Origin of the sequence: Micromonospora globbae, assembly GCF_036184225.1 — a bacterium.
Classification (GTDB): domain Bacteria; phylum Actinomycetota; class Actinomycetes; order Mycobacteriales; family Micromonosporaceae; genus Micromonospora; species Micromonospora globbae.
Genome location: NZ_CP108084.1, coordinates 498291 through 525212 on the forward strand (window position 1 = coordinate 498291; position 26922 = coordinate 525212).

Sequence of the window (26922 nt, forward strand, 5' to 3'; positions counted from 1 at the left end):
GCCGACCGCCCCCTGGACGGTCCGACGCGGCGGGGGTGAGCCGTGCTAGTCGCCAGTCTCCTGCTCATCCTCGTCGCCGTGGTGCTGCTGGTGCTCGGCCTGGCCGGCGGCTCCAGCCTCATGTTGGTCATCTCCATCGCGGCCAGTCTGCTGGCCGCCGTCGCGTTGGTGGTGGGCGCCCGCCAGGCGGCCGCCGGCCGGGCGACGGCGGGCACCGGCCGGCCCGGGCAGCGGAAGCCGGACGACGTCCCCATCGCCGACCCGGCCGGGGCCGCGTACGGCCCGCCGTTGGCCGAGCCCGACATCCCGGTCCAGCACGTTCCACCGACCGTCGGCACCGGTGGCGGGTGGCGGCAACCGCCCGCCCCGTCGGCCGCGGACGAGTCGGGTCCGCCCGCCGGCGACGGGTCGGCCCCGTCGACGGGAGGGGCCGCGGAGGCGTACGACGACGAGCCCGGCGCGCAGTCGGTGACGCCCGCGGAGGCGCTGCGGGTGGCCGACCTGCCGGACGAGGTCCGGGTGGTGGACGGTCGTCCCCGCTACCACCTGGCCAGCTGCCCCCACCTCGTGGGGCGGGAGCACGAACCACTGCCGGTGGCCGAGGCGGTCGAGTTGGGCTTCACTCCCTGCGCGCGGTGCGCGCCGGCCACGGCCCTGCTCACCGACGCGCGCCCGGATTGAGCGGGGTCGCGGTGTCCACGGACGACACACTCACGGTGGCGGTCCGGGTGAAGCCGGGCTCCGCCCGGGCCCGGGTCGGTGGCCGCTTCGACGGCCCGCACGGGCCGGCGCTGGTCGTCGCCGTGAACGCGCCGGCCGTCGACGGGCGGGCCACCGAGGCCGCCCGGCGGGCGCTCGCGGGCGCGCTCGGCGTCCGGCCGGCCGCGGTCTCCCTGCGGTCCGGCGCCGCCAGCCGCGACAAGCTCTTCCTCATCGAGCGGCCCGGTCCCGAGGTGTCCGCGGCGCTGCGCCGGCTGCGCGACGGATCCGGCGAGTGAGGACTGCCCGGGCCAGGCATCCATGACGCCCGGGCTGGATCTCGCGCTGCTGGTCGGCGCGGCCGTGCTGCTGGTGGCCGTCGGCGCCGTCCGGCTCTCGACCCGGCTCGGCGTGCCCAGCCTCCTCGTCTACCTGGCCCTCGGCGTGGCGATCGGCGAGGCCGGGCTGGGAATCGACTTCGACGACGCCGACCTCACCCGCACGCTGGGCTTCTGCGCGCTCATCGTGATCATCGCCGAGGGCGGGCTCACGGCGCGGTGGAGCACGCTGCGTCCGGTGCTCGGGCTCTCGGCCGCGCTCGCCACCGTCGGCGTGGTGGTGAGCATCGTCGTGGTCGGCGTCGCCGTCCACCTCCTGCTCGGCCTGGACTGGCGGCTGGCCCTCCTGTACGGCGCGGTGCTCTCGTCGACCGACGCGGCGGCGGTGTTCGCCACGCTCCGCCGGCTGCGCCTGCCGCCCCGGCTCGTGGCCACCCTGGAGGCCGAGTCCGGCATGAACGACGCCCCCGTGGTGCTGCTCGTCGTGCTGCTCTCCCGGCACGGCGCCGGGCACCCGTGGTGGTACGAGGTGCTGCTGGTCGGCTACGAACTGACGCTCGGCGCCGCGGTCGGCGCCGTCGCCGGCGTCGCGGGCCGCTGGGCGCTGCGCCGGGCGGCGCTGCCGTCGGCGGGGCTGTACCCGATCGCGGTCGTCGGCTTCACCGTGCTGGCGTACGCCGCCGGGGCCGTGCTGCACGCCTCGGGCTTCCTCGCGGTCTACGTCGCCGGGGTGCTGCTCGGCAACGCGCGGCTGCCGCACCGGCGCGCGATCCTCGGTTTCGCCGACGGGCTGGCCTGGCTGGCCCAGATCGGCCTGTTCGTGCTGCTCGGGCTGCTGGCCTCGCCCGGCCGGCTGGACGCGGCGGTCGTCCCGGCGGTGGTGACCGGGTTGGCGCTCGTGCTCGCGGCGCGTCCCCTGTCGGTGGCGGTCTCCGCGCTGCCGTTCGCGGTCGGCCCGCGGGAACAGGCGTTCCTCTCGTGGGCCGGGCTGCGCGGCGCGGTGCCGATCGTGCTGGCCACCATCCCGCTGTCCGAGCGGGTGCCCGGCGCCGACCGGCTCTTCGACGCGGTGTTCGTACTGGTGGTGATCTTCACGCTGGTCCAGACGACGACGCTCGCGCCCGTGGCCCGGCGGCTCGGCGTGACCGCGCCGGCCGAGGCCGCGGAGGTGCACGTCGAGACGGCGCCGTTGGAGCGGATGCGGGCGGACCTGCTCCAGCTCGAGGTGCCGGCCGGGTCCCGGCTGGCCGGGGTGCACGTCGACGAGCTGCGACTGCCGCAGGGGGCGGTGGTCACGCTGGTGCTGCGCGACGGGGTCGGGTTCGTGCCGGGCCCGGACACCCGGCTGAAGACCGGCGACAACCTGCTCATCGTGGCCACCGGTGGCGCCCGCGACGAGGCGGAGCGGCGGTTGCGGGCGGTCAGCCGGCGGGGCCGCCTGGCCCGGTGGTTTGGCGAGTACGGCGATGATCGGGACGGTTGATCTGCTAGCGTTCCTTTTGCCCCAGTTAGGTGGGGCTTGGGGCTGAATAGCGGTGCGTCGGTGCGGCACGTTGTCGGACGCCTGTACGTTCCGTATTCTTGCCAACCTCTGGAGTGCGCGGCGGTCGTCGCCGCGCGCCCCTTTTCGTACCTGGGGGACGCCCGTGTTCGGCTCCCCCTGTCCAGGTGCCGCGGACCGCCGCGGCTTTCCGGCCGAGGGAGCGACGATGGCGAAGCCAGCCGACACCAGGACCGCCGGCCGCAAGGCGGTGGCGAAGCCGACCCGCAGCGCGGCCGAGACCGAGAAGATCCGTGCGGCGCTGGCGGCGCGGCGGGACGAACTCCGCGCCGAGTACGATCAGACGCTGAGCGAGATCACCGAGCTTCAGCGCGACCGTCTGACCGACTCGGCCGGGGACGACCAGGCCGACACGGGCACCAAGACGTTCGAGCGGGAGCAGGAGATCTCCCTCGCCAACAGCATCCTGGAGCGGATCACGCAGGTCGAGCGGGCGTTGGAGCGCCTCGACGAGGGCAACTACGGCTGGTGCGAGCGGTGCGGCAACCCGATCCCGGTGGAGCGGCTCGCCGCCTTCCCGTCGGCCACCCTCTGCGTGACCTGCAAGCAGCTGGAGGAGCGGCGCTGAGGTCCGCTCCCCGGCGGCGAGGAAGACGGTGAGCGATCACCGCCGAGTGTCGATGGGGAGCAGATGAGCGCAGCACCGCCCGCCGGATCCGGCAGCGCTGAGCCGGCCGTCCGCCGAGCGCGACCGAGGGCCGTCGCGATCCTGGCCGGCACCGCGCTGGTCGCCCTCCTGATCGATCTGGTCACCAAGCACCTTGCCCTCGCGGCCCTCACCGACCGCGAGCCGGTGCGGCTGCTCGGCGGCCTCATCTACCTGAACCTCGTCCGCAACAGCGGGGCCGCGTGGAGCATCGGCTCCGACCACACCTGGGTCTTCCCGCTGGTCACCACCGCGGTGATCGGGTGGATCGTCTGGATGACGCTGCGGCTGCGCTCGATCCCCTGGGCGATCTCGCTCGGCCTCGTGCTCGGCGGGGCGCTCGGCAACCTGATGGACCGCATCTTCCGGGCCCCCGGCCACTTCGTCGGTCACGTGGTCGACATGATCAGCGTCTTCGGCCCGTTCGGCGAGTACTTCCCGGTGTTCAACCTCGCCGACAGCTCGCTGGTCTGCGGCGTGGTGCTCGCCGTCGTGCTGGAACTCACCGGCCGCCAGCGCGACGGGTCGCGGCTGGGCCGCGACGGCCGCCCGGTCGACGACCCCGCGACCGTGCCCGTCGAGCAGCGGGAGCGGACGTGACCTCGGCGTTCGCGACGGGCGGCGACCACCGGTCCCTGCCGGTGCCCGACGGCCTCGACGGCATGCGGCTCGACCAGGCGGTGTCCCGCCTCTTCGGTCTCTCCCGCACCGCCGCCGCGGCCCTGGTCGACGCCGGGGACGCGCTGGTCGACGGCGCCGTACGCCCCAACTCCCACCGGGTCAAGGCCGGGTCGTGGCTCGAGGTGACCCTGCCGGCGCCCGCCGCCCCGCCGACCGTGGTCCCGCAGGCGGTGCCCGGCCTGCGCGTCATCTACGCCGACGACGACATCGTGGTGGTGGACAAGCCGGTGGGGGTGGCGGCCCACCCCAGCCCCGGCTGGACCGGCCCGACCGTCATCGGCGCGCTGGCCGCCATCGGCCACCGCATCTCCACGAGCGGGGCCGCGGAGCGGCAGGGCGTGGTGCACCGGCTCGACGTGGGCACCACCGGCGTCATGGTGGTGGCGAAGAGCGAGCAGGCGTACACGGCGTTGAAGCGGGCGTTCAAGTACCGCGAGGTGGAGAAGCGCTACCACGCCGTGGTGCAGGGCCACCTGGACCCGCTGCGGGGGACCATCGACGCCCCCATCGACCGGCATCCCACCCACGACTACCGGTGGGCGGTGGTCTCCGGCGGCAAGCCGAGCGTCACCCACTACGACACGCTCGAGGCGTTCCCGGCCGCGAGCCTGCTCGACGTCCGCCTCGAGACGGGGCGGACCCATCAGATCCGGGTGCACTTCTCCACGTTGCGTCACCCGTGCGTGGGCGATCTCACCTACGGCGCGGACCCGACCCTGGCCGCCCGGCTCGGGCTGGACCGGCAGTGGCTGCACGCCCGCGAGCTGAGCTTCCTGCACCCCCGGACCGGTGACGAGGTCCGCTTCGTCAGCGATTATCCGGACGACCTGGAACGCGCCCTACGGATCCTGCGCGACTGAACCGGCCGCCGGCCCGCCGGTGGCGCTCCGGGTCGGGGAGGTGTGCGCGGGGTGGTGTGGTCCGAATAGGGTTTCCTCCGTAGCCTGTCAGGCGGACATCGATCGCGCTGGGGAGGGCGAGCCGTGGAGGGCAGCGAGACCGGCTGGGGCCGGCCGGCCGAACCGGCGCCGCGGTGGCGGGCGCTGCTCGACCGTGCCCGCCACGCCGGCCGGGGCGCCGAGCAGCCCGAGACGGACCGGCGCGTCGAGGAGCCGCTGCCACCGGCCCGTCCGCTGTCCCCGCCGGGGCCGCTCCCGCCCGAGCCGCTGCCGCGCCGCGCGACGCCCAACGGGTACGCGGGCCGGGCCGCGGCCGTGCACCCGCCCGGCGAGCCGCCGTACGGGCCCGATCCCGGATACCGGGCGGAGGCCACCTACCGGGTCGACCCGGCGTACCGGACCGACCCCGGCTATCCGGGCGAGCCGGCGTACCGCGTGCCGGAGCAGCGGCGGCCCGAGCCGCCGGAGCCGCCCGCCTCGCGGTACGCGCTGCTCGACAACGGCTACCGGCACGAGCCGCCTCCGGTGGAGTCCCGCTACGCGCTGCTGGACAACGGCTACCGACCCGAGGCCGGCTACGCGGCGCCGCCCGTGGCCGCCGGCCCACCGATGGCCCCACCACCGGTCGCGCCCCCGCCGGTCGCGCCACCACCACCGGTCGCGCCGCCACCGGTCGCCCCGGACCGGGGCTACCCGGCCCGCGTCGAGTGGCGTCCGCCGCCGCCGGACCCGGAACTGGAGCGGGCCGCCTCCGTGCTGCGCCGCGAACTCGGCGGCCCGCGCGTGTTCGCCTTCGCCAACCCCAAGGGCGGGGTGCACAAGACCACGGCCACGGTGCTCGCCGCGGCGACCGTCGGCAGCGTCCGCGGCCGGGGCGTGGTCGCGTGGGACGACAACGAGCTGCGCGGCACGCTGGGGCTGCGCGCCGGCAGCGCCCGGCACGCCCGGACGATCCGCCACCTGATCACCGACCTCGCCCAGATCGAGATCCTCGAGGGCGGCCGGCTGCTCGAACGCCTCGACGACTACCTGCGGCACGCCTCCGACGGGTCGTACGACGTGCTGGCCGGCGAGGAGAGCCCCCGCTTCGCCCACCGGCTCGACCAGTTCACCGTCCGCCGGGTGCTGGAGCTGCTGCGGCGTACCCACGAGGTGATCTGCGTGGACACCGGCAACAACGTGGAGAGCGCGAACTGGCGCACCGTGATGCAGGCCGCCGACCAGCTGGTCGTCACCACCGTCCCGCGCGAGGACGCCGCGTTCAGCGCGGACTGGATGCTCGACCTGCTGCACGAGGTGGGCATGGGTGAGCTGGCGGAGAACGCGGTCACCCTGATCTCGTGCCCCACCCCCGGCCGGTCGGCGTTGCAGGACGACCTGGAGCGGCACTTCGCGAGCCGTACCCGGGCCGTGGCCGTGGTGCCGTACGACCCGGCGCTGGAGACCGGGTCCTCGATCGAGTACCACCAGCTCCAGCCGGAGACACGGCAGGCCTGGTTGCGTGCCGCCGCCGTCATGCTGGAGCCGTTCGCCCGGTGAGGGGGTGTGCCGCCTCCGGCGCTCCCGTTCCTCCGTCGGCCTGAGAGGATCATCCGGTGAGCCCGGACACCCCCGACCCCGCCCGGCCCGTCCGCTCCGGCGAGGCCGACCGCACCGCCCCGCCGGCACACGCCACCGGACCGGCGTCGCCCGCCGCTGACGCCGGCCCCGCCGGGACCACCGGCCCGGCCGGCCCCGCCCAGGACCCCGGCCCCCACGCCGGCGACGCCAGCCTCGCCCCGACCGCCGGTGACGCCCCGGGCTCCGGTCCCGCGGCCGGCGACGGCCCGCTGGCCGCGCACCCGGCACCCGGCCCCGTTCACCCCCTGGTCGACGGCGCCGACCGGCGGCGGGCCTGGAGAGGCGCCGTGGGCACCGGTGCGGCGCTGGCCGCGCTCGGCGTGCCGCTCGGGCTGCTCTGGGCGGCCGTCGCACCGGACACCCCGGTCGTGAAGGCGGCCGCCGGCGCCGTCTACGCCGAGCCGCAACCGGAGCAGCCGATCGCGGCGGACGGCTGGTTCAGCCTGCTGGGACTCGGCTTCGGTGTGCTGGCCGCGCTCGCCGTCTGGTTCCTGCTGCGCCGGCGGCGTGGCCCGGTCGGGCTGGGCACCGCCGTGCTCGGGGCGTTCGCGGCGGCCGTGGTGGCCTGGCAGGTGGGCCGCCGGGTCGGGCTGGGGACGTTCGACCGGCTGCTCGCCACCGCCCCGGAGGGGCAGGCCTTCACGAAGCCGGCCGACCTGCGCGCGGGCGGGATCGACTGGCTCCTCGGCGTGGTGCCGGTGCCGCACGGCAACCTGCTGCTGCCGGCGTTCGGCGCCGCCGTGACGTACACCCTGCTGGCGGGCTGGTCCCGCTGGCCGTCGCTGCGCCCCGAGCCGGTGCCCGACGCGCCCGGTCTCAGTTGGGCGTCGGTGGCGACGCCAGCTCCGCCAGCGGCACCGGAACCGCCCGCACCTGGCGCAGGAGAGCCGCCTCGCGGTTGAGCAGCCGCAGCTCGGCCCGGAGCCGGGCCGCCGTGTCGTCGATGGCGAGCAGCCGCTGCCGGTCGTCGACCGTGAGCGCCGCCGCGGCGGCGACCAGGTGCGACAGCACGGTCGGATCCTCGGGCAGCTGTTCGGTGATGTCCTGCGGGTCCGGCCGGATCAGCCCGAGGTACTGCCGGAACACGGAGATCACCCGGGCGGCGAGCAGCTCGGCGGTCTCGTCCGTGCCGCCCGGCTCGGGCAGCCACTCGACCTCCGCCGTGAGGTAGGGGGCCGAGCGCCGGTCCACCTCCGCGATGCGGAACCGGCGCCGGCCGACCGTGACGATGTCGAAGCCGCCGTCGGCCAGCTCGGTGACCTGGCGCAGCTCCGCGGTGCAGCCCACCTCGTGCAGGGTCACGTCCCCGGCGCCGGGCAGCGGCCGGCCGCCGGGCCCGGTGGGCGCCACCTCCCAGCCCGCCTGGATGGCCACCACGCCGAACTCGCGCGGGGCGTCCTCGGGCAACGCCACCAGGTGCCGGACCAGGGCGCGGTAGCGCTCCTCGAAGATGTGCAGCGGCAGCACCAGACCGGGGAAGAGCACCGTTCCGAGCGGGAACACCGGCAACCGCGCAGTCACGCCGTCGAGCCTAGTCCGCTCCGCCGACCGTGGCGTGTCCCGGCTCACCGTCCCGCCGTGCGGGCGGCGCGGGCCGGCCCGCCGGCCGGCCGCCTAGACTCGCAAGGGTGTTGAACCGGATCGACCTGCGCGGTGGCGTCCGTGACCCGCGCCGCCTGCTGCCCCGTGCCCAGCTCGACGTGTCGGTGGCCGTCGAGCGGATCCGCCCCCTCGTGGAGGCGGTGCGGGAGCATGGCTACCCGGCGATCCGGGAGGCGAGCGAGCGGTTCGACGGCGTGTCCCCCGAGGTGCTGCGCGTGCCGGCCGAGGCGATCGCCGCGGCGGAGGGCACCCTCGATCCGGAGGTCCGCGCGGCGCTGTCGGAGTCGATCCGCCGGGCCCGGCGGGTGCACGCCGACCAGCGGCGCAGCGACCACACCACGCAGGTGGTGCCGGGCGGCACCGTCACCGAGCGCTGGGTGCCGGTCGACCGGGTCGGTCTCTACGTCCCCGGCGGCCTGGCGATGTACCCGTCGACCGTGGTGATGAACGTCGTGCCGGCCCAGGCGGCCGGCGTCCGCTCGCTCGTGGTGGTCAGCCCGCCGCAGAAGGACAACGGCGGCCTGCCCGACCCGCGGGTGCTCGCCGCGTGCGCGCTGCTCGGCGTGGACGAGGTCTACGCCGTGGGCGGCGCCCAGGCGGTGGCCATGCTCGCGTACGGCGCCGCCGTGGACGCCGAGGGCACGGACCACTGCGACCCCGTCGACATGATCACCGGACCGGGCAACATCTGGGTCACGGCCGCCAAGCGGCTGCTGCGCGGCGTCGTCGGCATCGACGCCGAGGCCGGCCCGACCGAGATCGCCATCCTGGCCGACGACACCGCCGACCCGGCGCACGTCGCGGCCGACCTGATCAGCCAGGCCGAGCACGACCCGCTCGCGGCGAGCGTGCTGGTCACCCCCTCGGTGGCGCTGGTCGAGGCGGTCGAGCGGGAACTGGCCCGGCAGGTGCCCGCCACCAAGCACGCCGAGCGGGTCACCACCGCCCTGACCGGCGAGCAGAGCGGCGTGGTGCTGGTGGACGACCTGGAGGCGGGGCTGCGGGTCGTCGACGCGTACGCCGCCGAGCACCTGGAGATCCAGACCCGGGACGCCCGCGAGTGGGCGCTGCGGGTCCGCAACGCGGGCGCGGTCTTCGTGGGCGCCTGGTCGCCGGTGTCGCTCGGCGACTACTGCGCCGGCTCCAACCACGTGCTCCCCACCGGTGGCTGCGCCCGGCACTCCTCCGGGCTGTCGGTGCAGACCTTCCTGCGCGGCATCCACCTGGTGGAGTACACGCAGGACGCGCTGCGCGAGGTGGCGCCCCACGTGGTGACCCTCGCCGGGGTGGAGGACCTGCCCGCGCACGGCCAGGCGGTCCGCGCGCGCTTCCCGGGGGCGTCGTCGTGACCGGACGCGCACGCCGGCCGGAGGTGGCGGCATGACCACCCTCGACGACCTGCCGATCCGCGACGACCTGCGCGGCCGGACGCCGTACGGCGCCCCGCAGCTGGACGTGCCGGTGCGGCTCAACACCAACGAGAACTCCTACCCGGTGCCGGAGCCGGTGGTCGAGGCGATCGGCAAGGCCCTCGCCGCCGAGCTGCGTGACCTCAACCGCTACCCGGACCGGGACGCCGTGGCGCTCCGCGCCGACCTGGCCGGCTACCTCGGCCACGGGCTCACCGTGGACCAGGTGTGGGCGGCCAACGGCTCCAACGAGGTCCAGCAGCAGCTGCTCCAGGCGTTCGGCGGCCCGGGGCGCAGCGCGCTCGGGTTCGTCCCGGCGTACTCGATGCATCCGCTGCTGGCGCTCGGCACCTGCACCCGGTGGGTGCCCGGCCGGCGCGGCGCCGACTTCGGGCTGACGGCCGAGGAGGCGGTGGCCCAGGTCCGCGAGCACCGGCCCGACGTGGTGTTCCTCTGCTCGCCGAACAACCCCACGGGCACCGCGCTGGACCCGGCCGTGGTCACGGCCGTGCTCGACGTGGCGCCGGGGATGGTCGTGGTCGACGAGGCGTACGCCGAGTTCGCCCGGCCCGGCACGGTGAGCGCCCTCGCGGTGCTGCCCGGCCACCCCCGGCTCGTGGTGACCCGCACGATGAGCAAGGCGTTCGGGTTCGCCGGCGGGCGGCTGGGCTACCTCGCCGCCGACCCGGCGGTGGTGCAGGCCGTGCAGCTCGTCCGGTTGCCGTACCACCTGTCGGCGCTCACCCAGGCGGCCGCCCGCGCGGCGCTGGCGCACCGGGACGCCCTGCTCGGCACCGTCGCGGCCATCAAGGAGCAGCGCGACCGGATCGTCGCCGAGCTGCGCGCTCGCGGGCTGCGCGCCGCCGACAGCGACGCCAACTTCGTGCTCTTCGAGGTCGGCGGCGACCAGTCCGCGGCCTGGCGCACCCTTCTCGACGCCGGTGTGCTGGTCCGCGACGTCGGCCTGCCCGGCTGGCTGCGCGTCACCGCCGGCACCCCCGCCGAGACCGACGCCTTCCTCACCGCCATGGACAAGCTGACGGGCACGCAAGCCCCGCGATCGAGAGGCGAGCAATGAGCCGCACCGCACGGGTCGAGCGGACCACCAAGGAGACCAAGGTCCTCGTCGAGATCGACCTCGACGGCACCGGCGCCGCCGACATCAGCACCGGCGTCGGCTTCTACGACCACATGCTGCACCAGATCGCCCGCCACGGCGGCTTCGACCTGACCGTGCAGACCGTCGGCGACCTGGAGATCGACGCCCACCACACGATGGAGGACACGGCGCTCGCCCTGGGCGCCGCGTTCGACCGCGCGCTGGGGGAGAAGGCCGGCATCCGGCGGTACGGCTCGGCCACCGTGCCGATGGACGAGGTGCTGGTCCGGGCCGCGGTGGACCTCTCCGGCCGGCCGTACGTGCTGCACGACGAGCCGCCGCTCGCGCCGTACATCGGGCCGGTCTACCCGACCAGCATGACCCGGCACATCTGGGAGTCCTTCGGCCAGGCGGCCCGGATCACCCTGCACGTGGACGTGCTGCGGGCGGCCCGCCCCGGCGGTCACCCCGACGCCCACCACGTCGTGGAGGCGCAGTTCAAGGCGGTCGCCCGGGCGCTGCGCGAGGCCACGGCCATCGACCCGCGGGCCGCGGGCGCCGTGCCCAGCACGAAGGGAGCGCTGTGATGGGTGCGGTGCTGCCGGTCCTGCTGCTGGTACTCGCCGGCGTGCTCGTGGGCGGTGTGCTGTCCCTGCACCGGCAGGGTGCGCCGCGCGGCGCGGTGCTGGTCACCGCCCTGCTGGCGGTCCTCGCCACCGTCGGCGGGGTGCTCTGGCTGATCCCGGAGGCGGGGTCATGAGCCGCCCCGACGTGGTGGTGCTCGACTACGGGTCGGGCAACCTGCGGTCCGCCGAGCGGGCCCTCGCCGCCGCCGGCGCCGACGTGCGGGTCACCGACGACCTGAGGGCCGCCGCCACGGCGGACGGCCTCGTGGTGCCCGGCGTCGGCGCGTTCGCCGCGTGCATGGCCGGGATCGAGGCCCTCGGGGCGGGCCCCGTGATCGCCGACCGGGTGGCCGCCGGTCGCCCCGTGCTCGGCATCTGCGTGGGCATGCAGGTGCTCTTCGCGCACGGCGAGGAGCACGGCGTCGTCACCAAGGGGCTGGGCCTGCTGCCGGGCGGCGTCACCCGCCTCCCTGCGACGCGGCTGCCCCACATGGGATGGAACACGGTCCAGGCGCCGTCCTCGTCGGTCCTCTTCGCCGGCCTGCCCGACACGAGCCGGTTCTACTTCGTCCACTCGTACGCGGTCACCGACCCGGAGGCGCTGGCCGCCGCCGGCGCCACGGTCACCACCGCCCACCACGGCGCGGACTTCGTGGCCGCCGTCGAGCGGGGCCCGCTCTCGGCCGCCCAGTTCCACCCCGAGAAGTCGGCCGACACCGGCGCCCGGTTGCTGCGCAACTGGCTGGCCGCACTGTGACCGCGGCGGGGACGCCGGTCGCCCCCGGGGCGGGCGGCCGGAGGGCGCGGGCCACCGGGCGCGGTGGGCGGGACCGGTCGGCGACGGCGGCACGGACCGCCCGGCGTGCCGGCGCCGGCCGCGAGGCGGCCGCGTGAGCAAGGAACGGGCCCGCCGCCGGGCGGCGCGCGAGGCCGAGCTGGCCCGGGAACGCGCCGCGCGCCGCCGCCGGGTGGCCCGCCGGGAACGCCGCCGCCTGCTGGTACGCCGTCTCACGCCCCGCTGGCGCCGGCGCGGCACCGGCCGGCTGGCCCGGCACACGCGTACCGAACGGGCCGCCATCGTGCTGCTCACCGTGGCGGCACTGATCCTGATCTGGTCGCTGGTGGACGACCTGGCGCTGCGGATCGCGCTGGTCGTGCTCCTGCTGCTCGTACTGCCGGCGATCGTGGTGATCGCCCTGGACCGCCGCACCTGACGCGAGGAGAAGACGTTGAGCCTCACCCTGTTACCCGCCGTGGACGTCGCCGACGGACGGGCCGTCCGGCTCGTGCAGGGCGCCGCCGGCAGCGAGACCAGCTACGGCGACCCGCTGGAGGCGGCGCTGACCTGGCAGCGGGACGGCGCGGAGTGGATCCACCTCGTCGACCTCGACGCCGCGTTCGGTCGCGGCACCAACGCGCACCTGCTCGCCGAGGTGGTGCGGCAGCTCGACGTCAACGTCGAGCTCTCCGGCGGCATCCGGGACGACGAGTCCCTGCTCGCCGCGCTCGGCACGGGGGCGGCCCGCGTGAACATCGGCACCGCCGCGCTGGAGGACCCGGTGTGGTGCGACCGGATCGTCGGCGAGTACGGCGACCGGGTCGCCATCGGGCTGGACGTGCGCGGCCGTACCCTGGCCGCCCGCGGCTGGACCCGTGAGGGCGGTGACCTGTTCGAGGTGCTGGAGCGGCTCGACAAGGCGGGCGCCGCCCGGTACGTGGTCACCGACATCACGAAGGACGGCACCATGCGCGGGCCGAACCTGGACCTGCTGCGCGAGGTGTGCGCCCGTACCGAGGCACCGGTCATCGCCTCCGGCGGGGTGTCCACCCTGGACGACCTGCGGGCGCTGGCCGCGCTGGAGCCGCTCGGCGTGGAGGGCGTGATCGCCGGCAAGGCGCTCTACGCGGGCGCGTTCACCGTCGCCGAGGCGCTCGAGACCCTCGCCCGGGCCTGACGCCGGCGAACAGAAGCCGACACGACCCACCCGCGGGCGGGGGTGGCGCGCCGAGCGCGGCTGACCGTACGGCGCGCGCCGACCCGCCGTACGGTTCTCGACCGGCCCGGCCGGTGCTTGCGAGACTGACTCCGTGGGCGTGGCGGTCGTCGGTCGGGACACGCTGGTGGACCGGGCGCGGTGCTGCCTGGACGAGGGCCGTCCGGTGCTCCTGGAGGGGCCGGCCGGCATCGGCAAGACGGCCGTGCACCGGACGCTGCTGGACGCCGCCGCCCGGGACGGTTGGCTGGTGCTGGCCTGCGCCCCCACGGAGATCGAGCAGTCGCTGCCGTTCGCGGCGCTCGCCGACGTGCTCGCGCCGCTGGCCGACCGGGCGGCGCAGCTCTCGCCGCCGCAGCGCGCGGCGCTGGGCGGGGTGCTGCTCACCGGCGAGGTGACCGGGCCGGTCGACGAACGGGCCGTCGGGGCGGCGACCCGCGCGGTGCTGGAGGCGGCCGTCGCCGACACGCCCCGGGTGCTGGTGGCGGTGGACGACGCCCCGTGGCTGGACCCGCCCAGCGAGCGGGCGCTGCGGTTCGCGCTGCGTCGCGTGGTGCCGCGGGTCGCCGTGCTGGTGACGGCCCGGTCCGATCGGCCGCGCGAGACGCCGCTCGGCCTCGACCAGGGCGCCACGGGCGCGCTGCTGGAGCGGGTGCCGCTCGGCCCGCTCGGCGTGGGGGCGCTGCACCACGTGCTGCGGGCGGAGACCGGCGCGACGCTGCCCCGCCCGTTGCTGGTCCGCATCGCCGAGGACTCCGGCGGCAACCCGCTGCTCGCCATCGAGCTGGCCCGGGCGGTGCTGCGGCTCCCGCAGCTTCCGGCGCCCGGAGCCGACCTGCCGGCCGCCCCGTCGCTGCGGCACCTGGTCGCCGAGCGGCTGGCCGCCCTGCCGCCGGCGACCCGCCAGGCCATCCGGCTCGCCGCGCTCTCCGGCGGACCGACCCTGTCCGGGCTGGCCCGTGCCGGCGTCGCTCCGGAGGATCTCGACGCCGCGGAGGAGGCCGGTCTGGTGGCGGTCACCGGCGAGGAGGTGACGTTCGCGCACCCGGTGTACGCGGCCGCGGTCCGCGGCGACGTGCCGCCCGGGGTGCGCCGCCGGCTGCACCGGCTCCTCGCCGACACCGCGCGCGACCCGGACGAGCGGGCCCGCCAGCTGGCCCGCTGCGTGGACGCGCCGGACGCCGCGGCGGCCGCCGAGATCGCCGCGGCGGCGGCCCGGCAGCGGGCCCTCGGCGCCCCCGAGATCGCGGCCGGGCTGTACGAGACGGCGGCGCGTCTCGCACCACCCGAGGCCGCCGGGGAGTACGCGCGGTGGCGGCTGGCCGCCGCGCAGTGCCGGTACGACAGCGGCGACTACCCGGCCGCGCGGGCCGCCGCCGAGCGGGTGGCCGAGGAGCTGACCGGTCCGGCGCGCGTCGAGGCGCTGCTGCTACGGGCCGTCGTCGGCTGGAGTGCCGACGAGGCGGCGGAGACGATCGTGGCGACCGCCGAACGCGCGCTGGCCGCCGCGCCGGCCGGGTCGGCGCTGGCCGGGCGGATCCACGCCCACCTGAGCATGTTCCGGGACGCGCCGGACCCGGGCCGGTGGCACGCCGAGCGGGCGGTCGTGCTGCTCGCGGGGAGCCCGGAGGACGGGCCGGTGCTCGCCGGGGCGCTGCTGCTCCTGCTCTATCACGAGGTCCGGGCCGGGCTGCCGGTTCGGGCCGAGCTGCTGGAGCGGGCGCTCGCCCTGGAGGGTGAGGAGCCGTCGTGGCTGGCCGGCACCGTTCCGGCGATCCTGTGGAAGTCGTTCGACGAGCACGGCCGGGCGCGCGAGCGGCTGCACCGCATGCTCGACCGGGCGGTCGTCCGCGGCGACGAGCCGTTCCAGCACGAGCTGCTGTGCCATCTCGGGGAGACCGAGCTGCTCGCGGGACGCTGGGCGGACGCCGCCGCGCACCTGGCCGCCGCCCGCGAGCTGGGTGAGCAGTACGGGGCCGACTCGGCCGGCGTGGACTGGCTGGAGGGGCTGCTGTTCGCGCACCGGGGGCGGCTGGCGGAGGCGACCCGGATCGCCGAGGACGGCCTGCGCCGGGCGGCCGAACTGGACGACGCGTGGCGGCTGCGGATCCACACCCAGCTCGCCGGCTACGCGGCGCTGATGGCCGGCCGGATGCCGGAGGCGGCGCGCCACTACGGCGTGCTGGCGGCGGCCATGGACGGGCTGGGGCTGGTCGAGCCGATCGCCCAGCGCACCGAACCGGACTGGCTGGAGGCCTGCGTCGGGGCCGGTGACCTGACCACGGCCGAGGCCGTGCTGGAGCGGCTGGCGGCGCGGCACCGGCGGTTGCCGCGGCCGTGGGCGACGTTGGCCCTGGCCCGCAGCCGGGTGCTGCTCGCCGGCGCCCTCGGCCGGGACCCGTCCGAGGCCCTGGCCGAGCTGGACGCCGCCCGGGCCGCGGTGCCGGCCGACGTGCTTCCCCTGGACCGGGCCCGGTGCCTGCTCGTGGCCGGCCTGGCGTACCGGCGGGTGCGGCGGCGACGCGAGGCGCGGGACGCGCTGACCGCCGCGGCCGGCGAGTTCGAGGCGCTCGGGGCGGCGGCGTTGGCGGCCCGGGCCCGCGCCGAGGCGGAGCGCACGGGCGGGCGTGCGGCGCCCCGCCAGCTCACCGGCACGGAGCTGGAGGTGGCGCGTCTCGCCGCGGCGGGCCGGACCAACCGGGTCATCGCCGACACCCTCTTCATCAGCCCGAAGACGGTCGAGGCCAACCTGGCCCGGGTCTACCGGAAGCTCGGTGTGACCAGCCGCGCGGAGCTGGGCGCCGCGATGGCCCGCGGCGCGGGAGCCGACGGGTAGCGGCCGGCACGCGCGGGGCCGGTCCGGCGGCGGCCGTCGAAGGATAGGGAAACACCCGATTACCGGGCGGCCCGGCGGCCCTAGCGTCGACGCATGTCCACTCGACTCTTCGTCCTCGAACGCTACGACCGCGTTCCGGGGGAGTGCGCGGACAGCCCGGTGGGCGGGCTCACCACGAGCACCACCCGCCTGCGCGGCGCCCTGCGGATCCCGGCGGACGACGTGGTCCTCGCGCTGGTCGAGGGGCCCGACGCGGAGACGGTGGCCGCGGTGGCCGCCGCCGCCGGCTGGCGGGTCGACCGGCTGGGACCGGCCGAGTGGATCGCGGCGCCGGACGCGCCGGCGGTGACGGGACCGGGAGGCGGACCGTGACCGGACACCGGGACGCCGGACACCGCCGCCCCGTCCGCGTGCCGACCGCCCCTTCCCACCGGCCCACCCACGACCGACCGCTCTCGGAGGTCCCCATGAGACACGTCCGCCGTCACCCGCGCCGGGCCGCGCTGCTGCTCGCCGGCCTGCTCCCGCTGCTGGCCGGCCCGGTGGCCGGCTGCGGGTCCGGGCAGGACGACCCGCCGCCGGCCGCCGTCGAGGCGCCCGCCGAGGAGGCGCCGGCCGAGGACGCTCCGGCCACCGAGGAGGCTCCGCCCACCTCGGCGGTGCCCGCCGCCGTGGACCCCTGCGCGCTGGTGACGAAGGACGAGGCCGAGAAGCTCGCCGGCACCCGGTTGCAGGACGCCGTGCCGGCGCCCGAGGCGTGCACCTACACCGCGCCGCCCACGGGGCCGACCGGCCAGGTGGAGGTCTTCGTGGGCGACGGCGCGAAGAAGTTCCTCGACATCGAGCGCGACCTCGGCCATGAGCTGCGCCCGCTGGCCGGCCTCGGCGAGGAGGCGTACGCGACGCACGAGGCCGTCTTCATCCTCCGGTCCGGCCGGTGGGTGTCGGTACGCCTGGTGCGGCTCAACGACCCGGCGGAGAACCGGAAGCCCCTGGAGCAGATCGCCCGTACGGTGGCCGGACGCATGTGACCGTGCTCCCTCGGTGATGAGTAGCGCGCAATTCAATTGTGCGCTACCTTTCTCGGGTGACCGACGGCCTGGTGTTGCGCCGCCAGGTGTGCTTCGCGCTCTACGCGGCGTCGCGGGCCCTCACGGACGTCTACCGGCCCCTCCTCGACGCCGTGGGGCTCACCTACCCGCAGTACCTGGTGCTGCTCGTGCTCTGGGAGCGCGACGGCGCCGCCCCCGCCGTCTCCGAGATCGGCGCCGAGCTGCGCCTCGACTCCGGCACCCTCTCCCCGCTGCTCAAGCGGCTGGAGGAGGCCGGGTTCGTGCGCCGGCGGCGCTCGACCCGCGACGAGCGGCGGGTCGAGGTGGAGCTGACCGACGCCGGCCGGGCCCTGCGGGACCGCCTGGCGGACGTGCCGGCGCGTGTCGCCGTGTCCACCGGGCTCACCGAGGCGGACCTCGTCGCCCTCCGCGACACGCTCACCCGGGTCACCGAGACGATCCACCGACAGAAGGAGCAGTGACCGCCATGCAGGTGCTCTACACCGCGTCCGCCCGGGCCACCGGCGACGGCCGCGACGGCCACGTCCAGACCTCCGACGGCACGCTGGACCTCGACCTGGCGGTCCCCAAGGAGATGGGCGGCAACGGCGGCGCGGCCAACCCCGAGCAGCTCTTCGCCGCGGGGTACGCCGCCTGCTTCCACTCGGCGCTGCGGGTGGTGGCACGGCGGGCGGGAGCGGACGTGACCGACTCGGTCGTGGAGGCGCAGGTCGGGATCGGCCCCAACGGCGCCGGCGGTTACGCGCTGGCCGTCACGCTCGTCGTCGACCTGCCCGCCGTCGAGCGGGCCGCCGCCGAGCAGCTGGTGGCGCAGGCGCACCAGGTCTGCCCGTACTCCAACGCCACCCGCGGCAACATCGACGTCGTGCCGACCGTCCGGACGGCGGCGTGATGGGCGCGCCGGTGAACCGGGAGATCCACCTGGCGTCGCGCCCGCACGGCTGGCCGACCGAGGAGAACTTCCGGCTGGTCGAGACCGAGGTGCCCAAGCCCGGCCCGGGGCAGCTCCTGGTCCGCAACCGGTACATGTCGGTGGACCCGTACATGCGGGGACGGATGGACGACGTGAAGTCGTACGCGCCGCCGTTCCGGCTCGACGCGCCGCTCGACGGGGGAGCGGTCGGCGAGGTGGTGGCCAGCGAGGCCGACGGGTTCGCCCCGGGCGACGTGGTGCTGCACGGGCTGGGCTGGCGGGAGTACGCGCTGGTCGAGGCCCGCTCCGCCCGGATCGTCGACCCCGACCTGGCGCCGGTGACCACGTACCTGCACGTGCTCGGCATGACCGGCCTGACCGCGTACGCCGGGTTGCTGGACGTGGCCGGGATGCGGCCGGGCGAGACGGTCTTCGTCTCGGCGGCGGCCGGTGCGGTGGGCAGCCTCGTCGGGCAGATCGCCAAGCTGCGGGGCGCCGCCCGCGTGATCGGCAGCGCCGGCTCCCCGGCGAAGGTGGCGCGGTTGGCCGCGCTCGGTTTCGACGCGGCGTTCGACTACCACGACGGCCCGGTCCGCGAGTCCCTGAAGGCCGCCGCGCCGGACGGCATCGACGTCTACTTCGACAACGTGGGCGGCGACCACCTGGAGGCGGCCCTCTCGGCGATGCGCACGCACGGCCGGGTGGCGGTCTGCGGGATGATCGCCCAGTACAACGACACCGCACCGCCGGCCGCGCCGCGCAACCTGTCGCTCGTGATCGGCAAGCGGCTCACGCTGCGCGGTTTCCTCGTCGGCGACCACGAGGCGCTCCGGGGCGAGTTCGTCCGGGAGATGTCGGGCTGGCTGCGCGAGGGGCGGGTGTCGTACGACGAGACCGTGGTGGACGGCATCGAGAACGCCCCGGCGGCGTTCCTCGGCCTGCTCCGCGGCGAGAACCTCGGCAAGATGCTCGTCCGCCTGTGACCCCTCTCTCGGCGGGGCGGGTGGCGCGAGCGGCGGGATAGGCTCGGCGGCATGACGGTGGCGGTACGGGTGATCCCCTGCCTGGACGTGGACGCGGGGCGCGTGGTCAAGGGCGTCAACTTCCTCGACCTGCGCGACGCCGGCGACCCGGTGGAGCTGGCCGCGGCGTACGACCGGGCCGGCGCGGACGAGCTGACGTTCCTCGACGTCACCGCGTCCAGCAGCGACCGCGGGACGATGCTCGACGTGGTGCGGCGCACCGCCGAGTCGGTCTTCATCCCGCTCACCGTCGGGGGCGGCGTCCGCAGCGTCGCCGACGTGGACACGCTGCTGCGTGCGGGCGCCGACAAGGTCGGGGTCAACACGGCGGCGATCGCCCGGCCGGAGCTGATCGCCGAGATCGCCGACCGGTTCGGCCGGCAGGTGCTGGTGCTCTCGCTGGACGTGCGCCGCGCGCCCGCCGGCACGACGTCCAGCGGCTTCGAGGTGACCACCCACGGCGGCCGGCGGGGCACCGGCATCGACGCCGTCGAGTGGGCGCGCCGCGGCGCCGAGCTGGGCGCCGGTGAGCTGCTGGTCAACTCCATGGACGCCGACGGCACCAAGGCCGGGTTCGACCTGGAGCTGATCCGGGCGGTCCGCGAGGTGGTGGACGTGCCGGTGGTGGCCAGCGGCGGCGCCGGGCAGGTCGCGCACTTCCCGCCGGCCATCGGCGCCGGCGCGGACGCGGTGCTCGCCGCGAGCGTCTTCCACTTCGGTGAGCTGACCGTCGCCGACGTCAAGGACGCCCTGCGCCGCGAGGGCCACCCCGTCCGCTGACGGCCCCGGCCGCCTCAGTCCCGACCGGACTGCCCCTCGGGAGAGCGGCGCGGGCTGGGAATCGAGCGGACCAGGTACTCCTGCACGGCCGCCGCGTGGTCGGCCTCGTCGAGCGTCCAGTCGGCGGTGCCGGGCGTGTGCCGCCGGCTCAGCACGCCCTGCACGGTGTCCACCGTTGTCGACATCCGGGCGCTGGGCCGGCTGCGCCAGAGCCGCTCACCCTCGGCCGTGATCCGGAACCAGCCGTCGCTCACACTCACCAGCCCGGCTCCCACCAACCGGCGGACCGCCGCCTCGACCTCCTGCCGCTGCGGGATGGCCCGGTTGAGGTGGTCGGCGGTGGAGAGCACGTCGGCCAGGCGTACGCCCTCGGGGCGCCGGCTGGACGGGGACCGGCGGTGCCGCCCGGCGCCGCTCGCGATGACCAACGACACGAAGATCCAGGCGTCGCTCCAGCGCCATCCGTTCTCCCCCATGCAGTGATGATGCCGGGGTGGATCGCGGAAGGGAACACCGGCCGCCCCGGCGCACCGCCGCCGTCGGCTGCCCGTGGCGGCGCCCGGACGGTGGGTGAGGGGGTCAGCCGGCCGGCTGGGGCGCCACCCGTCCGCCGCCGGCGACGTCCGGCGGTGCGACGGTGAACATCGGCACGAACAGCTGGGCGAGGGGGCCGATGGCGAGCGCGTACGCCACGGTGCCGACGCCGACCGTGCCGCCGAGCAGCCAGCCGAGGGCCAGGACGCCGACCTCGATCACGGTGCGGACGAGCCGGATCGAGCGGTGCGGGCGGCGGGCCACGTACCCGGTCATCAGCCCGTCGCGCGGGCCGGGGCCGAGATCCGCGCCGAGGTAGAGCCCGGTGGCCGCGCCGTTGGCCAGGATGCCGGTGACCAGCAGCCCGGCCCGGGCCCAGAGCGGACCGCCGGCGGGCAGCAGCGCCAGCGTCGCGTCGACGACCAGGCCGATGACCACCACGTTGCTGACCGTGCCGAGGCCGGGCCGCTGCCGCAGCGGAATCCAGAGCAGCAGCACGACCGCGCCGACGGCGATGGTCACCGTGCCGAAGGAGAGGCCGGTGCGTTCGGAGAGGCCCTGGTGGAAGACGTCCCACGGGTTGAGGCCCAGCCCGGACCGGATCATCAGGGCCATGCTGATCCCGTAGAGGGCCAGGCCCAGGTAGAGCTGGGTCAGCCTGCGGACCGGCCGGTGCCGGAGATTGCCAATGGCTGCCATGCATGCCACCCTAGGGGCCAATTCGTCAAGCAATAGAGCCAATCGTGGGGGAGTGGCCATGACGAGTCAGGTGCGGGGAGCCCAATTGGCCCGGCTGCTCGGGCAGTGGCACTCACTTCCGGGTCGCCGGCGCAGCCCCGACTACGCGGCGCTCGCGTCCGCGGTCCGCGGGCTACTGGCCGACGGCCGCCTGCCCCTGGGCGTACGCCTGCCGGCCGAGCGGGAACTGGCCCAGGCGCTGCGGATCAGCCGCACCACGGTGACGGCCGCGTACCGCCAGCTGCGCGAGAGCGGCCACCTGGCCAGCCGCCGCGGTGCGGGCAGCTGGACCATGCTGCCCGGCACCCACCGGGTGACCAGCTCCGGGCTGTGGACCCCGCTCGACGACCTCGACATGATCGACCTCGGTGTGGCCGCCCTGTCCGCGCCGCCGCAGCTGCTGTCAGCCGCCCGCGCCGCCACCGAGGACCTGCCCCGCTACCTGGGCGGCGCCGGCTACCACCCGACCGGCATCGTCGAGCTGCGCGAGGCGGTGGCCGAGGCGTACACCGCCCGTGGCCTGCCCACCTCGGCCGACCAGATCATGGTCACCAGCGGCACCCAGCACGCACTGGACCTGGTGCTCCGGCTGGCCCTGGCGCCCGGCGCCAGCGTGCTGGTCGAGTCGCCGACCTACCCGAACGCGCTCGCGGCACTCGCCGCCCGCCGTGCCCGCATCACCACCCACGGCCTGGCCCTCGACGGCGCCGGGTGGGACGCCGAGCTGCTGCTCGGCAGCATCCGCCAGGGCCGGCCGAAGCTCGCGTACCTGATCCCCGACTTCCAGAACCCCACCGGCCACCTCATGCCGGCCGACCTGCGCGAGCGGGTGGTGGCCGCCGCCCACGCCGCCGGCACCGACCTGGTGGTCGACGAGTCCTTCGTCGACCTGCCGCTGGACGCCACGCCGGTGCCGCCGGCCGTCGCGTCCTTCGACCGGCACTCCCGGGTGATCTCGATCGGCGGGATGAGCAAGCCCTACTGGGGCGGCCTGCGGATCGGGTGGGTGCGCGCCTCCGCCCCGCAGGTGCAGCGCCTCGCGGCGGCGCGCGTCGGCGTGGACATGTCCAGCCCCGTGCTGGACCAGCTCGTGGCGGTGCACCTGCTGGCCGAGGCGCCGGCCATCGTCGCGGACCGCCGGGCCCAGCTCACCGCGCAGCGCGACGCCCTGCTCGGCGCGCTCGCCACCCGGCTGCCCGACTGGCGGGTGTGCGTGCCCCGCGGCGGGGTGACGCTCTGGGCCGAACTCGACGGCCCGATCTCCAGCGCGCTCGCGCGGGCGGCCGAGGAGGTCGGCGTACGGCTGGCGCCGGGACCCCGGTTCGGCCTCGACGGCACCCTCGAACGCTTCCTCCGGCTGCCCTTCACGCTGCCGGCCGCCGACCTCGTCGAGGCCGTCGACCGGATCGCGGCGGTGCGCTACGGCCTCGACCGGGCCGCGCGGCCGCAGTGGCGGGAGCCGGCGGTCATCGCCTGATCGCGTACGGGCCGCCGGCGTTGGCCGGTTCCGGCCTGCCGGAACCCGGTTCGCTGGGACACTGCCGGCGTGGAGAGCGTGGGCGGGCCCCGGTGGTCGCGTGCCATCCAGCCGAGCGCTCCCGGCTCCCGGGCCACGCGCCTGGAGCTCTTCTACGACCTGGTCTTCGTCTTCGCGTTCCTCAACGTCACCACGGTGACGGCGGGCAACCCCACCCCGCGCGGGCTGGCCCAGTGCTTGGTGGTGCTCGCGCTCCTGTGGTGGTGCTGGACGGGCTTCGCGGCGCTCGGCAACGTCGTCCGCACCGACCAGGGCGTCGTGCCGCTGCTCGGGTTCGCGACCGTGGGCGCCGCGTTCCTGCTCGCGGTGGCCCTGCCGCAGGCCTTCGTGGACCGGCCCGGTGGCCTGTCGGGGCCGCTGGTGTTCGCCGTGTGCTACTTCCTCGTCCGCGCGTCCCAGGTCGGGATCTTCGGCTGGGTGTCCCGCCACGACCCGGCCCTGCGCCGCCGGTGGCTGGTGCTGGCCGTTCCGGTGGTCGTCGCCACGGGGCTGATCATCGCGGCGGCGCTGCTGCCGCAGAACGCCCTCGGCGTCCAGGTCACGGTCGGCGTCCGGCTGGGGCTGTGGACCGCCGCGCTGGCCGTCGAGTACGGGCTGGGCGTCGTGCTGCGGGGCACCGGGTGGACCGTGGTCTCGGCCGGCCACTGGGCCGAACGGCACGCGCTGATCGTCCTGGTGGCGCTCGGCGAGTCGATCATCGCGTTGGGTCTCGGGCCCGGCTTCGTCGCCGGTCTGCCGCTGACCTGGTCGGTCGTCGTGGCGGCGATCTTCGGCATCGCGGTCGTCGCCGGGCTCTGGTGGACGTACTTCGACACCCTCTCCCTGGCCATGGAGCAGACGCTGCACCGGACGCGGGAGCGCGACGCGCCTCACGCTGGCGCGGGACGCGTACACCTATCTCCACCTGCCGCTGGTCGCCGGCATCATCCTGTTCGCCCTCGGGCTGAAGGGCCTGCTCGCCGAGGGCACCGACCCGGCCCTGCCGCGACAACGGGTGCCGTTGCCCGGGTTCGACCTGCTCGCCCTCTACGGCGGCGTCGCGCTCTACCTGGCCAGCCTCGTCGCGCTGTCGCGCCGGGTGCTCGCCCGGACCCGGTGGCCGTCGGTCGGGGCGGTCGGCCTGCTGGCCGTCCTGATCCCGGTCGCCGCCGGCCTCCCGGAGCTGGTCACCTTCGGCCTGCTGGCACTGGCCACGGTGGCGGCCACGGTGGTGCAGACGGTCGTCGACGCGCCGCTGCGCCGCCACGTCCGTCAGGTGGCGCTGGAGGAGCAGGTGGCCTCCGAGGTGGAGCAGACCGTCTGGCGGGGACGGCACCTCTGAGGGGCCGTCCCCGCCCGGCACGCCGTCAGAGCTCGGCGAGCGTCCCCTCGTACATCCTGTCGATCTCGGCGGCGAAGTTGGTCTCCACACCGCGGCGCTTGATCTTCAGCGAAGGGGTGATCTCGCCGTGCTCGATGGCGAGGTCGCGCGGCAGGATCGTCACCTTCTTGATCGTCTCCCACCGGTTGAGCCGGCTGTTGAGCTCGGCCACGTACTCCTCGACCATCGCCTGGGCCTGCGGCGAGGCCACGATCTCGGCGTAGTCGCGGCCCTCCAGGTCCGTGCCGGCGGCCCAGCCCTTGATCGCGTCCGGGTCGAGGGTGACCAGCATCGTGCAGTAGTTGCGGGCCTGGCCGATGACGATCGCCTGCGAGGTGTACGGGCAGATCGCCTTGAACATGCCCTCGATGTGCGAGGGCGCGATGTACTTGCCGCCGGACGTCTTGACCAGGTCCTTCTTCCGGTCGGTGATCCGCAGGTAGCCCTGCTCGTCGAGCGTGCCGATGTCACCGGTGCGGAAGAAGCCGTCCTCGGTGAACGCCGCCGCCGTCTCCTCGGGCAGGTTGTGGTAGCCGCGCATGACCGGCCGGCCGCGGACCAGGATCTCGCCGTCGGCGTCGATCCGGCACTCCAGGTCGCCCATCGCCTTGCCGACCGTGCCGATGCGCAGCCCGTCCGGCGGGTTGACGAAGTTGCCGGCGCTCGTCTCGGTGAGCCCGTACCCCTCGGAGATCGGCAGGTTCGCGGCCGCGAAGAAGGTGGCGATCTCCGGGCTGAGCGGCGCCGCGCCGGAGACGAGCACCCGGATCCGGCCGCCGAGGCGCGCCTGGAGCTTGCTGAACACGAGCTTCTCGGCCAGCCGGTACCGCAACCTCAGCCCGGCCGGGACCGGCTTGCCGGCCTGCTCCAGGGCGACCTTCTCCTTGCCGACGCGTACGGCCCAGGCGAAGATCTTGGCCTTCGCGCCGCCACCGGACTGCGCGTTGGTCACCGCGGCGTTGTAGACCTTCTCGAAGATGCGGGGCGCCCCGCACATCAGGGTCGGCCGGATCACGCTCAGCATGGTGACGAGCTTGTCGACCCGGCCGTCGACGTACGTGGGCAGGCCCACGTGGGTCGCGCCGCAGAGCAGCGTCTTGCCGAACGAGTGCGACAGGGGCAGCCAGAGGTACTGGAGGTCGTCCTCGCGCAGCAGCCCCAGGTTGGCCTGCGCCACGCCCTCCCAGCACCAGCCGCCGTGCAGCAGCTCGACGCCCTTCGGGCGGCCGGTGGTGCCGGAGGTGTAGATGAGCGTGGCCAGGTGGTCGGGGCCGATGCCGGCGACGATCATGTCGATGAGGTCGGGCTCGGCGGCCAGCGCGCGCTCGCCGCGCTCCTCCAGCTCGGCGAGGGTGAGCTGCGGGACGGCGGCGGACGGGTCGGGGGCCCCGTCCATGAGCACCACGTGGGTCAGCGCCGGCAGGTCGGCGCCGGCGATCTTGGCGGCCTGGGTGGGGTTCTCCGCGACGAGCACCCGCGAGCCCGAGTCGGCGACGATGAAGGTCGCGTCCTCCGGCTCGGTGGTCGGGTAGACGGTCGTGGTGGCGCCGCCGGCGCACATGATGCCGAAGTCCGCGAGCACCCACTCCAGCCGCGTGTTGGCCAGGATCGCCACGCGGTCCTCCAGACCGACGCCGAGGCCGTGCAGCCCGGCGGCGATCGCCCTGGCCCGCCGGCCCACCTGCGCCCAGGTCAGCCAGACGGGGCCCGAGTCGTCGGCCGCGGGGTGGGCGAAAGCGTGGCGGTCGGGGGTCGCCGCCACGCGCTTGAGGAACATGTCGGGAATGGAACGGTACGGTACATCGAGAGCCATCGCTGTGCCGCCTTCGGGGGTGTGGCGTGACGGTCGTCACGTCATGGTGGTTACCGAAGAGTATTGCCTGCCATCGGGCCTCGGCTACCCCCGGTGATCGTCCGACGGGCCCGTCCGGCGTGCCGGATCGGCCCGCTCTCAGGCGTACCGCGCGGCGACGAGCGACCAGTCGTAGGTCGCCCGGATCCAGTTGCGCCGGGCGGTGACGACGGTCCGCGCCGTCGGGTCGTCGAGGGCGAGCAGGCGCTGCTCGGCCACCAGGTACGCCGACAGCGTGTCGTTGAACCGGTCGGCCGCCGCGCGTAGCGCCGCGTCCTCGTCGTGGCCGGACTCCCGGGCGATCACCGTGACCAGGTTGTGCCCGTCCGGCGCCGCGCGCTCCTTGCCGTAGGAGAAGACGTCGTTGCACCAGCAGACGAGGTCGGCCGCCAGCGTGTCCACGGCGAGCAGTGCTGGGTCCGACCGCACCGCGGCGCCCGGCAGCCCGTCCAGCGCCAGATCGGTCAGGGCGAGGCTCGGGTGCACGGCCCCCGTGTGCCGGCGCATCTGGACGTACTCGGCCACCGCGGGCACCCGGCCGTGCTCCCGGTTGGTCGCCTCCCACAGCAGGGCGAGCAGGTAGTCGCGCACCCGGCTGACGAAACGCAGCAGCAGGGCCGACCGCCCGTGGGCCCGCACCCGGCGGCAGAGGTCGTGCAGCGCGGCGCCGAGCGCCCCGCCGGACTCCGGCGCGGACGCGCCCTCGCCGTGCCGGTCCAGCACGTCGAGCAGGCCGGCCACCACGGGCGCCAGCCGGGTCGGCGCGCCGCCCAGACCGTCGTCGTCGCAGGCGTCGTCCATCACGAACAGCCACGAGATCAGGTCGGCGAGCAGGCGTACGCGGTCGACCGGCCCGTCCGGGATGGCGCGTCCGGCGAGCCCCGCCGCGTCGGCCCGGCGCAACCGGCTCAACCGGTGTCCGGAACCGATCAGCCCGAAGTCCTGCACCCAGGCGGTACTCTCCCCTGCCACCAGATCGGTGCTGTCGTGGCGTCGTGCGGGGAAGGGGGGTTCCCGCAGCGCCGAGACCGCGAAGGTCCGCATGGTGCCCCCAGTCGCGCCGTTCCCGTGCGGGACGATCCGGGAAAGCGTACGGGAGAAGG

General features: G+C 75.7%; 28 protein-coding genes and 1 pseudogene. 24 read left to right on the plus strand and 5 right to left on the minus strand.

Features of this window, described 5'->3' with window-relative positions; all coding sequences use genetic code 11:
• Nucleotides 1–42: 42 nt before the first annotated feature.
• From OG994_RS02250 to OG994_RS02285, 8 genes are all read left to right on the plus strand, one after another.
• A complete protein-coding gene (locus tag OG994_RS02250; protein WP_328852049.1) occupies nucleotides 43–681 on the plus strand; it encodes a hypothetical protein in 639 nt (212 codons plus the stop codon).
• An 11-nt stretch (nucleotides 682–692) separates the two neighbouring features.
• On the plus strand, nucleotides 693–998 hold the full coding sequence (locus OG994_RS02255) for a DUF167 domain-containing protein (protein ID WP_120327257.1): 306 nt from the start codon (nucleotides 693–695) through the stop codon (nucleotides 996–998).
• A 22-nt stretch (nucleotides 999–1020) separates the two neighbouring features.
• Entirely contained in the window at nucleotides 1021–2520 is a 1500-nt protein-coding gene (locus OG994_RS02260) for a potassium/proton antiporter (protein ID WP_120327258.1), read from the plus strand.
• A 226-nt stretch (nucleotides 2521–2746) separates the two neighbouring features.
• On the plus strand, nucleotides 2747–3166 hold the full coding sequence (locus tag OG994_RS02265; RefSeq protein ID WP_120327259.1) for a TraR/DksA family transcriptional regulator: 420 nt from the start codon (nucleotides 2747–2749) through the stop codon (nucleotides 3164–3166).
• A gap of 63 nt (nucleotides 3167–3229) precedes the next feature.
• Nucleotides 3230–3844, plus strand: coding sequence for a signal peptidase II (lspA, locus tag OG994_RS02270; protein ID WP_120327260.1), 615 nt, complete (start codon nucleotides 3230–3232; stop codon nucleotides 3842–3844).
• Nucleotides 3841–4785, plus strand: a complete 945-nt coding sequence (locus tag OG994_RS02275) for an RluA family pseudouridine synthase (RefSeq protein ID WP_120327261.1) — start codon at nucleotides 3841–3843, stop codon at nucleotides 4783–4785. Before lspA ends, OG994_RS02275 begins: the two co-directional genes overlap by 4 nt.
• A gap of 123 nt (nucleotides 4786–4908) precedes the next feature.
• Nucleotides 4909–6363, plus strand: a complete 1455-nt coding sequence (locus OG994_RS02280) for a MinD/ParA family ATP-binding protein (protein ID WP_328852050.1) — start codon at nucleotides 4909–4911, stop codon at nucleotides 6361–6363.
• A gap of 56 nt (nucleotides 6364–6419) precedes the next feature.
• The gene (locus tag OG994_RS02285; RefSeq protein ID WP_328852051.1) at nucleotides 6420–7346 is read left to right on the plus strand and encodes a DUF2567 domain-containing protein; all 927 of its coding nucleotides are present in this window, start codon (nucleotides 6420–6422) and stop codon (nucleotides 7344–7346) included.
• Here the strand turns inward: OG994_RS02285 and OG994_RS02290 are convergent.
• Entirely contained in the window at nucleotides 7261–7965 is a 705-nt protein-coding gene (locus OG994_RS02290) for an LON peptidase substrate-binding domain-containing protein (RefSeq protein ID WP_328852052.1), read from the minus strand. The two genes, OG994_RS02285 and OG994_RS02290, sit on opposite strands and share 86 nt — an antisense overlap.
• 107 nt (nucleotides 7966–8072) lie before the next feature.
• Here OG994_RS02290 and hisD point away from each other — a divergent pair, with 107 nt between their 5' ends.
• The 14 genes from hisD to hisF all read left to right on the plus strand — a co-directional run bounded on the left by hisD (nucleotide 8073) and on the right by hisF (nucleotide 19798).
• The gene (gene hisD, locus OG994_RS02295) at nucleotides 8073–9395 is read left to right on the plus strand and encodes a histidinol dehydrogenase (RefSeq protein WP_120327265.1); all 1323 of its coding nucleotides are present in this window, start codon (nucleotides 8073–8075) and stop codon (nucleotides 9393–9395) included.
• A 31-nt stretch (nucleotides 9396–9426) separates the two neighbouring features.
• The gene (locus OG994_RS02300) at nucleotides 9427–10533 is read left to right on the plus strand and encodes a histidinol-phosphate transaminase (protein WP_328852053.1); all 1107 of its coding nucleotides are present in this window, start codon (nucleotides 9427–9429) and stop codon (nucleotides 10531–10533) included.
• The gene (hisB, locus tag OG994_RS02305) at nucleotides 10530–11141 is read left to right on the plus strand and encodes an imidazoleglycerol-phosphate dehydratase HisB (protein WP_120327267.1); all 612 of its coding nucleotides are present in this window, start codon (nucleotides 10530–10532) and stop codon (nucleotides 11139–11141) included. Before OG994_RS02300 ends, hisB begins: the two co-directional genes overlap by 4 nt.
• Complete coding sequence (locus tag OG994_RS02310; RefSeq protein WP_192902071.1) at nucleotides 11141–11314, plus strand: hypothetical protein; 174 nt, start codon at nucleotides 11141–11143, stop codon at nucleotides 11312–11314. Before hisB ends, OG994_RS02310 begins: the two co-directional genes overlap by 1 nt.
• Nucleotides 11311–11937: an imidazole glycerol phosphate synthase subunit HisH gene (hisH, locus tag OG994_RS02315; protein ID WP_328852054.1), complete on the plus strand. Its 627-nt coding sequence runs from the start codon at nucleotides 11311–11313 to the stop codon at nucleotides 11935–11937. The genes OG994_RS02310 and hisH overlap by 4 nt, the downstream gene beginning before the upstream one ends.
• Nucleotides 11938–12070: 133 nt before the next feature.
• Nucleotides 12071–12394 (plus strand): hypothetical protein, encoded by a 324-nt coding sequence (locus OG994_RS02320; RefSeq protein WP_120327269.1) that lies wholly within the window; start codon nucleotides 12071–12073, stop codon nucleotides 12392–12394.
• A gap of 15 nt (nucleotides 12395–12409) precedes the next feature.
• A complete protein-coding gene (priA, locus tag OG994_RS02325; RefSeq protein WP_120327270.1) occupies nucleotides 12410–13135 on the plus strand; it encodes a bifunctional 1-(5-phosphoribosyl)-5-((5-phosphoribosylamino)methylideneamino)imidazole-4-carboxamide isomerase/phosphoribosylanthranilate isomerase PriA in 726 nt (241 codons plus the stop codon).
• Between the two features lie 133 nt (nucleotides 13136–13268).
• The gene (locus OG994_RS02330; RefSeq protein WP_328852055.1) at nucleotides 13269–16010 is read left to right on the plus strand and encodes a helix-turn-helix transcriptional regulator; all 2742 of its coding nucleotides are present in this window, start codon (nucleotides 13269–13271) and stop codon (nucleotides 16008–16010) included.
• A gap of 93 nt (nucleotides 16011–16103) precedes the next feature.
• The gene (locus tag OG994_RS02335) at nucleotides 16104–16382 is read left to right on the plus strand and encodes a hypothetical protein (protein ID WP_120327272.1); all 279 of its coding nucleotides are present in this window, start codon (nucleotides 16104–16106) and stop codon (nucleotides 16380–16382) included.
• A gap of 95 nt (nucleotides 16383–16477) precedes the next feature.
• Nucleotides 16478–17041: a DUF3558 family protein gene (locus OG994_RS02340; RefSeq protein ID WP_328852056.1), complete on the plus strand. Its 564-nt coding sequence runs from the start codon at nucleotides 16478–16480 to the stop codon at nucleotides 17039–17041.
• A gap of 56 nt (nucleotides 17042–17097) precedes the next feature.
• Nucleotides 17098–17544 carry a MarR family winged helix-turn-helix transcriptional regulator gene (locus OG994_RS02345; RefSeq protein ID WP_328852057.1) on the plus strand — a complete coding sequence of 149 codons (447 nt, stop codon included), beginning with the start codon at nucleotides 17098–17100 and terminating at the stop codon, nucleotides 17542–17544.
• 5 nt (nucleotides 17545–17549) lie between these two features.
• Complete coding sequence (locus OG994_RS02350) at nucleotides 17550–17975, plus strand: organic hydroperoxide resistance protein (protein ID WP_120327423.1); 426 nt, start codon at nucleotides 17550–17552, stop codon at nucleotides 17973–17975.
• Nucleotides 17975–18979 carry an NADP-dependent oxidoreductase gene (locus OG994_RS02355; RefSeq protein WP_328852058.1) on the plus strand — a complete coding sequence of 335 codons (1005 nt, stop codon included), beginning with the start codon at nucleotides 17975–17977 and terminating at the stop codon, nucleotides 18977–18979. The genes OG994_RS02350 and OG994_RS02355 overlap by 1 nt, the downstream gene beginning before the upstream one ends.
• Before the next feature lie 51 nt (nucleotides 18980–19030).
• Nucleotides 19031–19798 carry an imidazole glycerol phosphate synthase subunit HisF gene (hisF, locus tag OG994_RS02360; RefSeq protein ID WP_120327276.1) on the plus strand — a complete coding sequence of 256 codons (768 nt, stop codon included), beginning with the start codon at nucleotides 19031–19033 and terminating at the stop codon, nucleotides 19796–19798.
• 14 nt (nucleotides 19799–19812) lie between these two features.
• Here the strand turns inward: hisF and OG994_RS02365 are convergent, their stop codons facing one another.
• Together OG994_RS02365 and yczE are read right to left on the minus strand one after the other, a co-directional pair.
• Entirely contained in the window at nucleotides 19813–20274 is a 462-nt protein-coding gene (locus tag OG994_RS02365) for a hypothetical protein (RefSeq protein WP_120327277.1), read from the minus strand.
• Nucleotides 20275–20377: 103 nt separating this feature from the next.
• The gene (yczE, locus tag OG994_RS02370; RefSeq protein WP_328852059.1) at nucleotides 20378–21031 is read right to left on the minus strand and encodes a membrane protein YczE; all 654 of its coding nucleotides are present in this window, start codon (nucleotides 21029–21031) and stop codon (nucleotides 20378–20380) included.
• A gap of 58 nt (nucleotides 21032–21089) precedes the next feature.
• Between yczE and yczR the strand changes: the two genes are divergently transcribed.
• Together yczR and OG994_RS02380 are read left to right on the plus strand one after the other, a co-directional pair.
• A complete protein-coding gene (gene yczR / locus OG994_RS02375; RefSeq protein WP_328852060.1) occupies nucleotides 21090–22547 on the plus strand; it encodes a MocR-like transcription factor YczR in 1458 nt (485 codons plus the stop codon).
• Between the two features lie 69 nt (nucleotides 22548–22616).
• Nucleotides 22617–23928, plus strand: a pseudogene (locus OG994_RS02380) (low temperature requirement protein A).
• Between the two features lie 25 nt (nucleotides 23929–23953).
• Here the strand turns inward: OG994_RS02380 and OG994_RS02385 are convergent.
• Nucleotides 23954–25780, minus strand: a complete 1827-nt coding sequence (locus OG994_RS02385) for an AMP-dependent synthetase/ligase (RefSeq protein ID WP_328852061.1) — start codon at nucleotides 25778–25780, stop codon at nucleotides 23954–23956.
• A gap of 138 nt (nucleotides 25781–25918) precedes the next feature.
• Nucleotides 25919–26791 (minus strand): terpene synthase family protein, encoded by an 873-nt coding sequence (locus OG994_RS02390; RefSeq protein WP_240032807.1) that lies wholly within the window; start codon nucleotides 26789–26791, stop codon nucleotides 25919–25921.
• Between the last annotated feature and the right edge of the window lie 131 nt (nucleotides 26792–26922).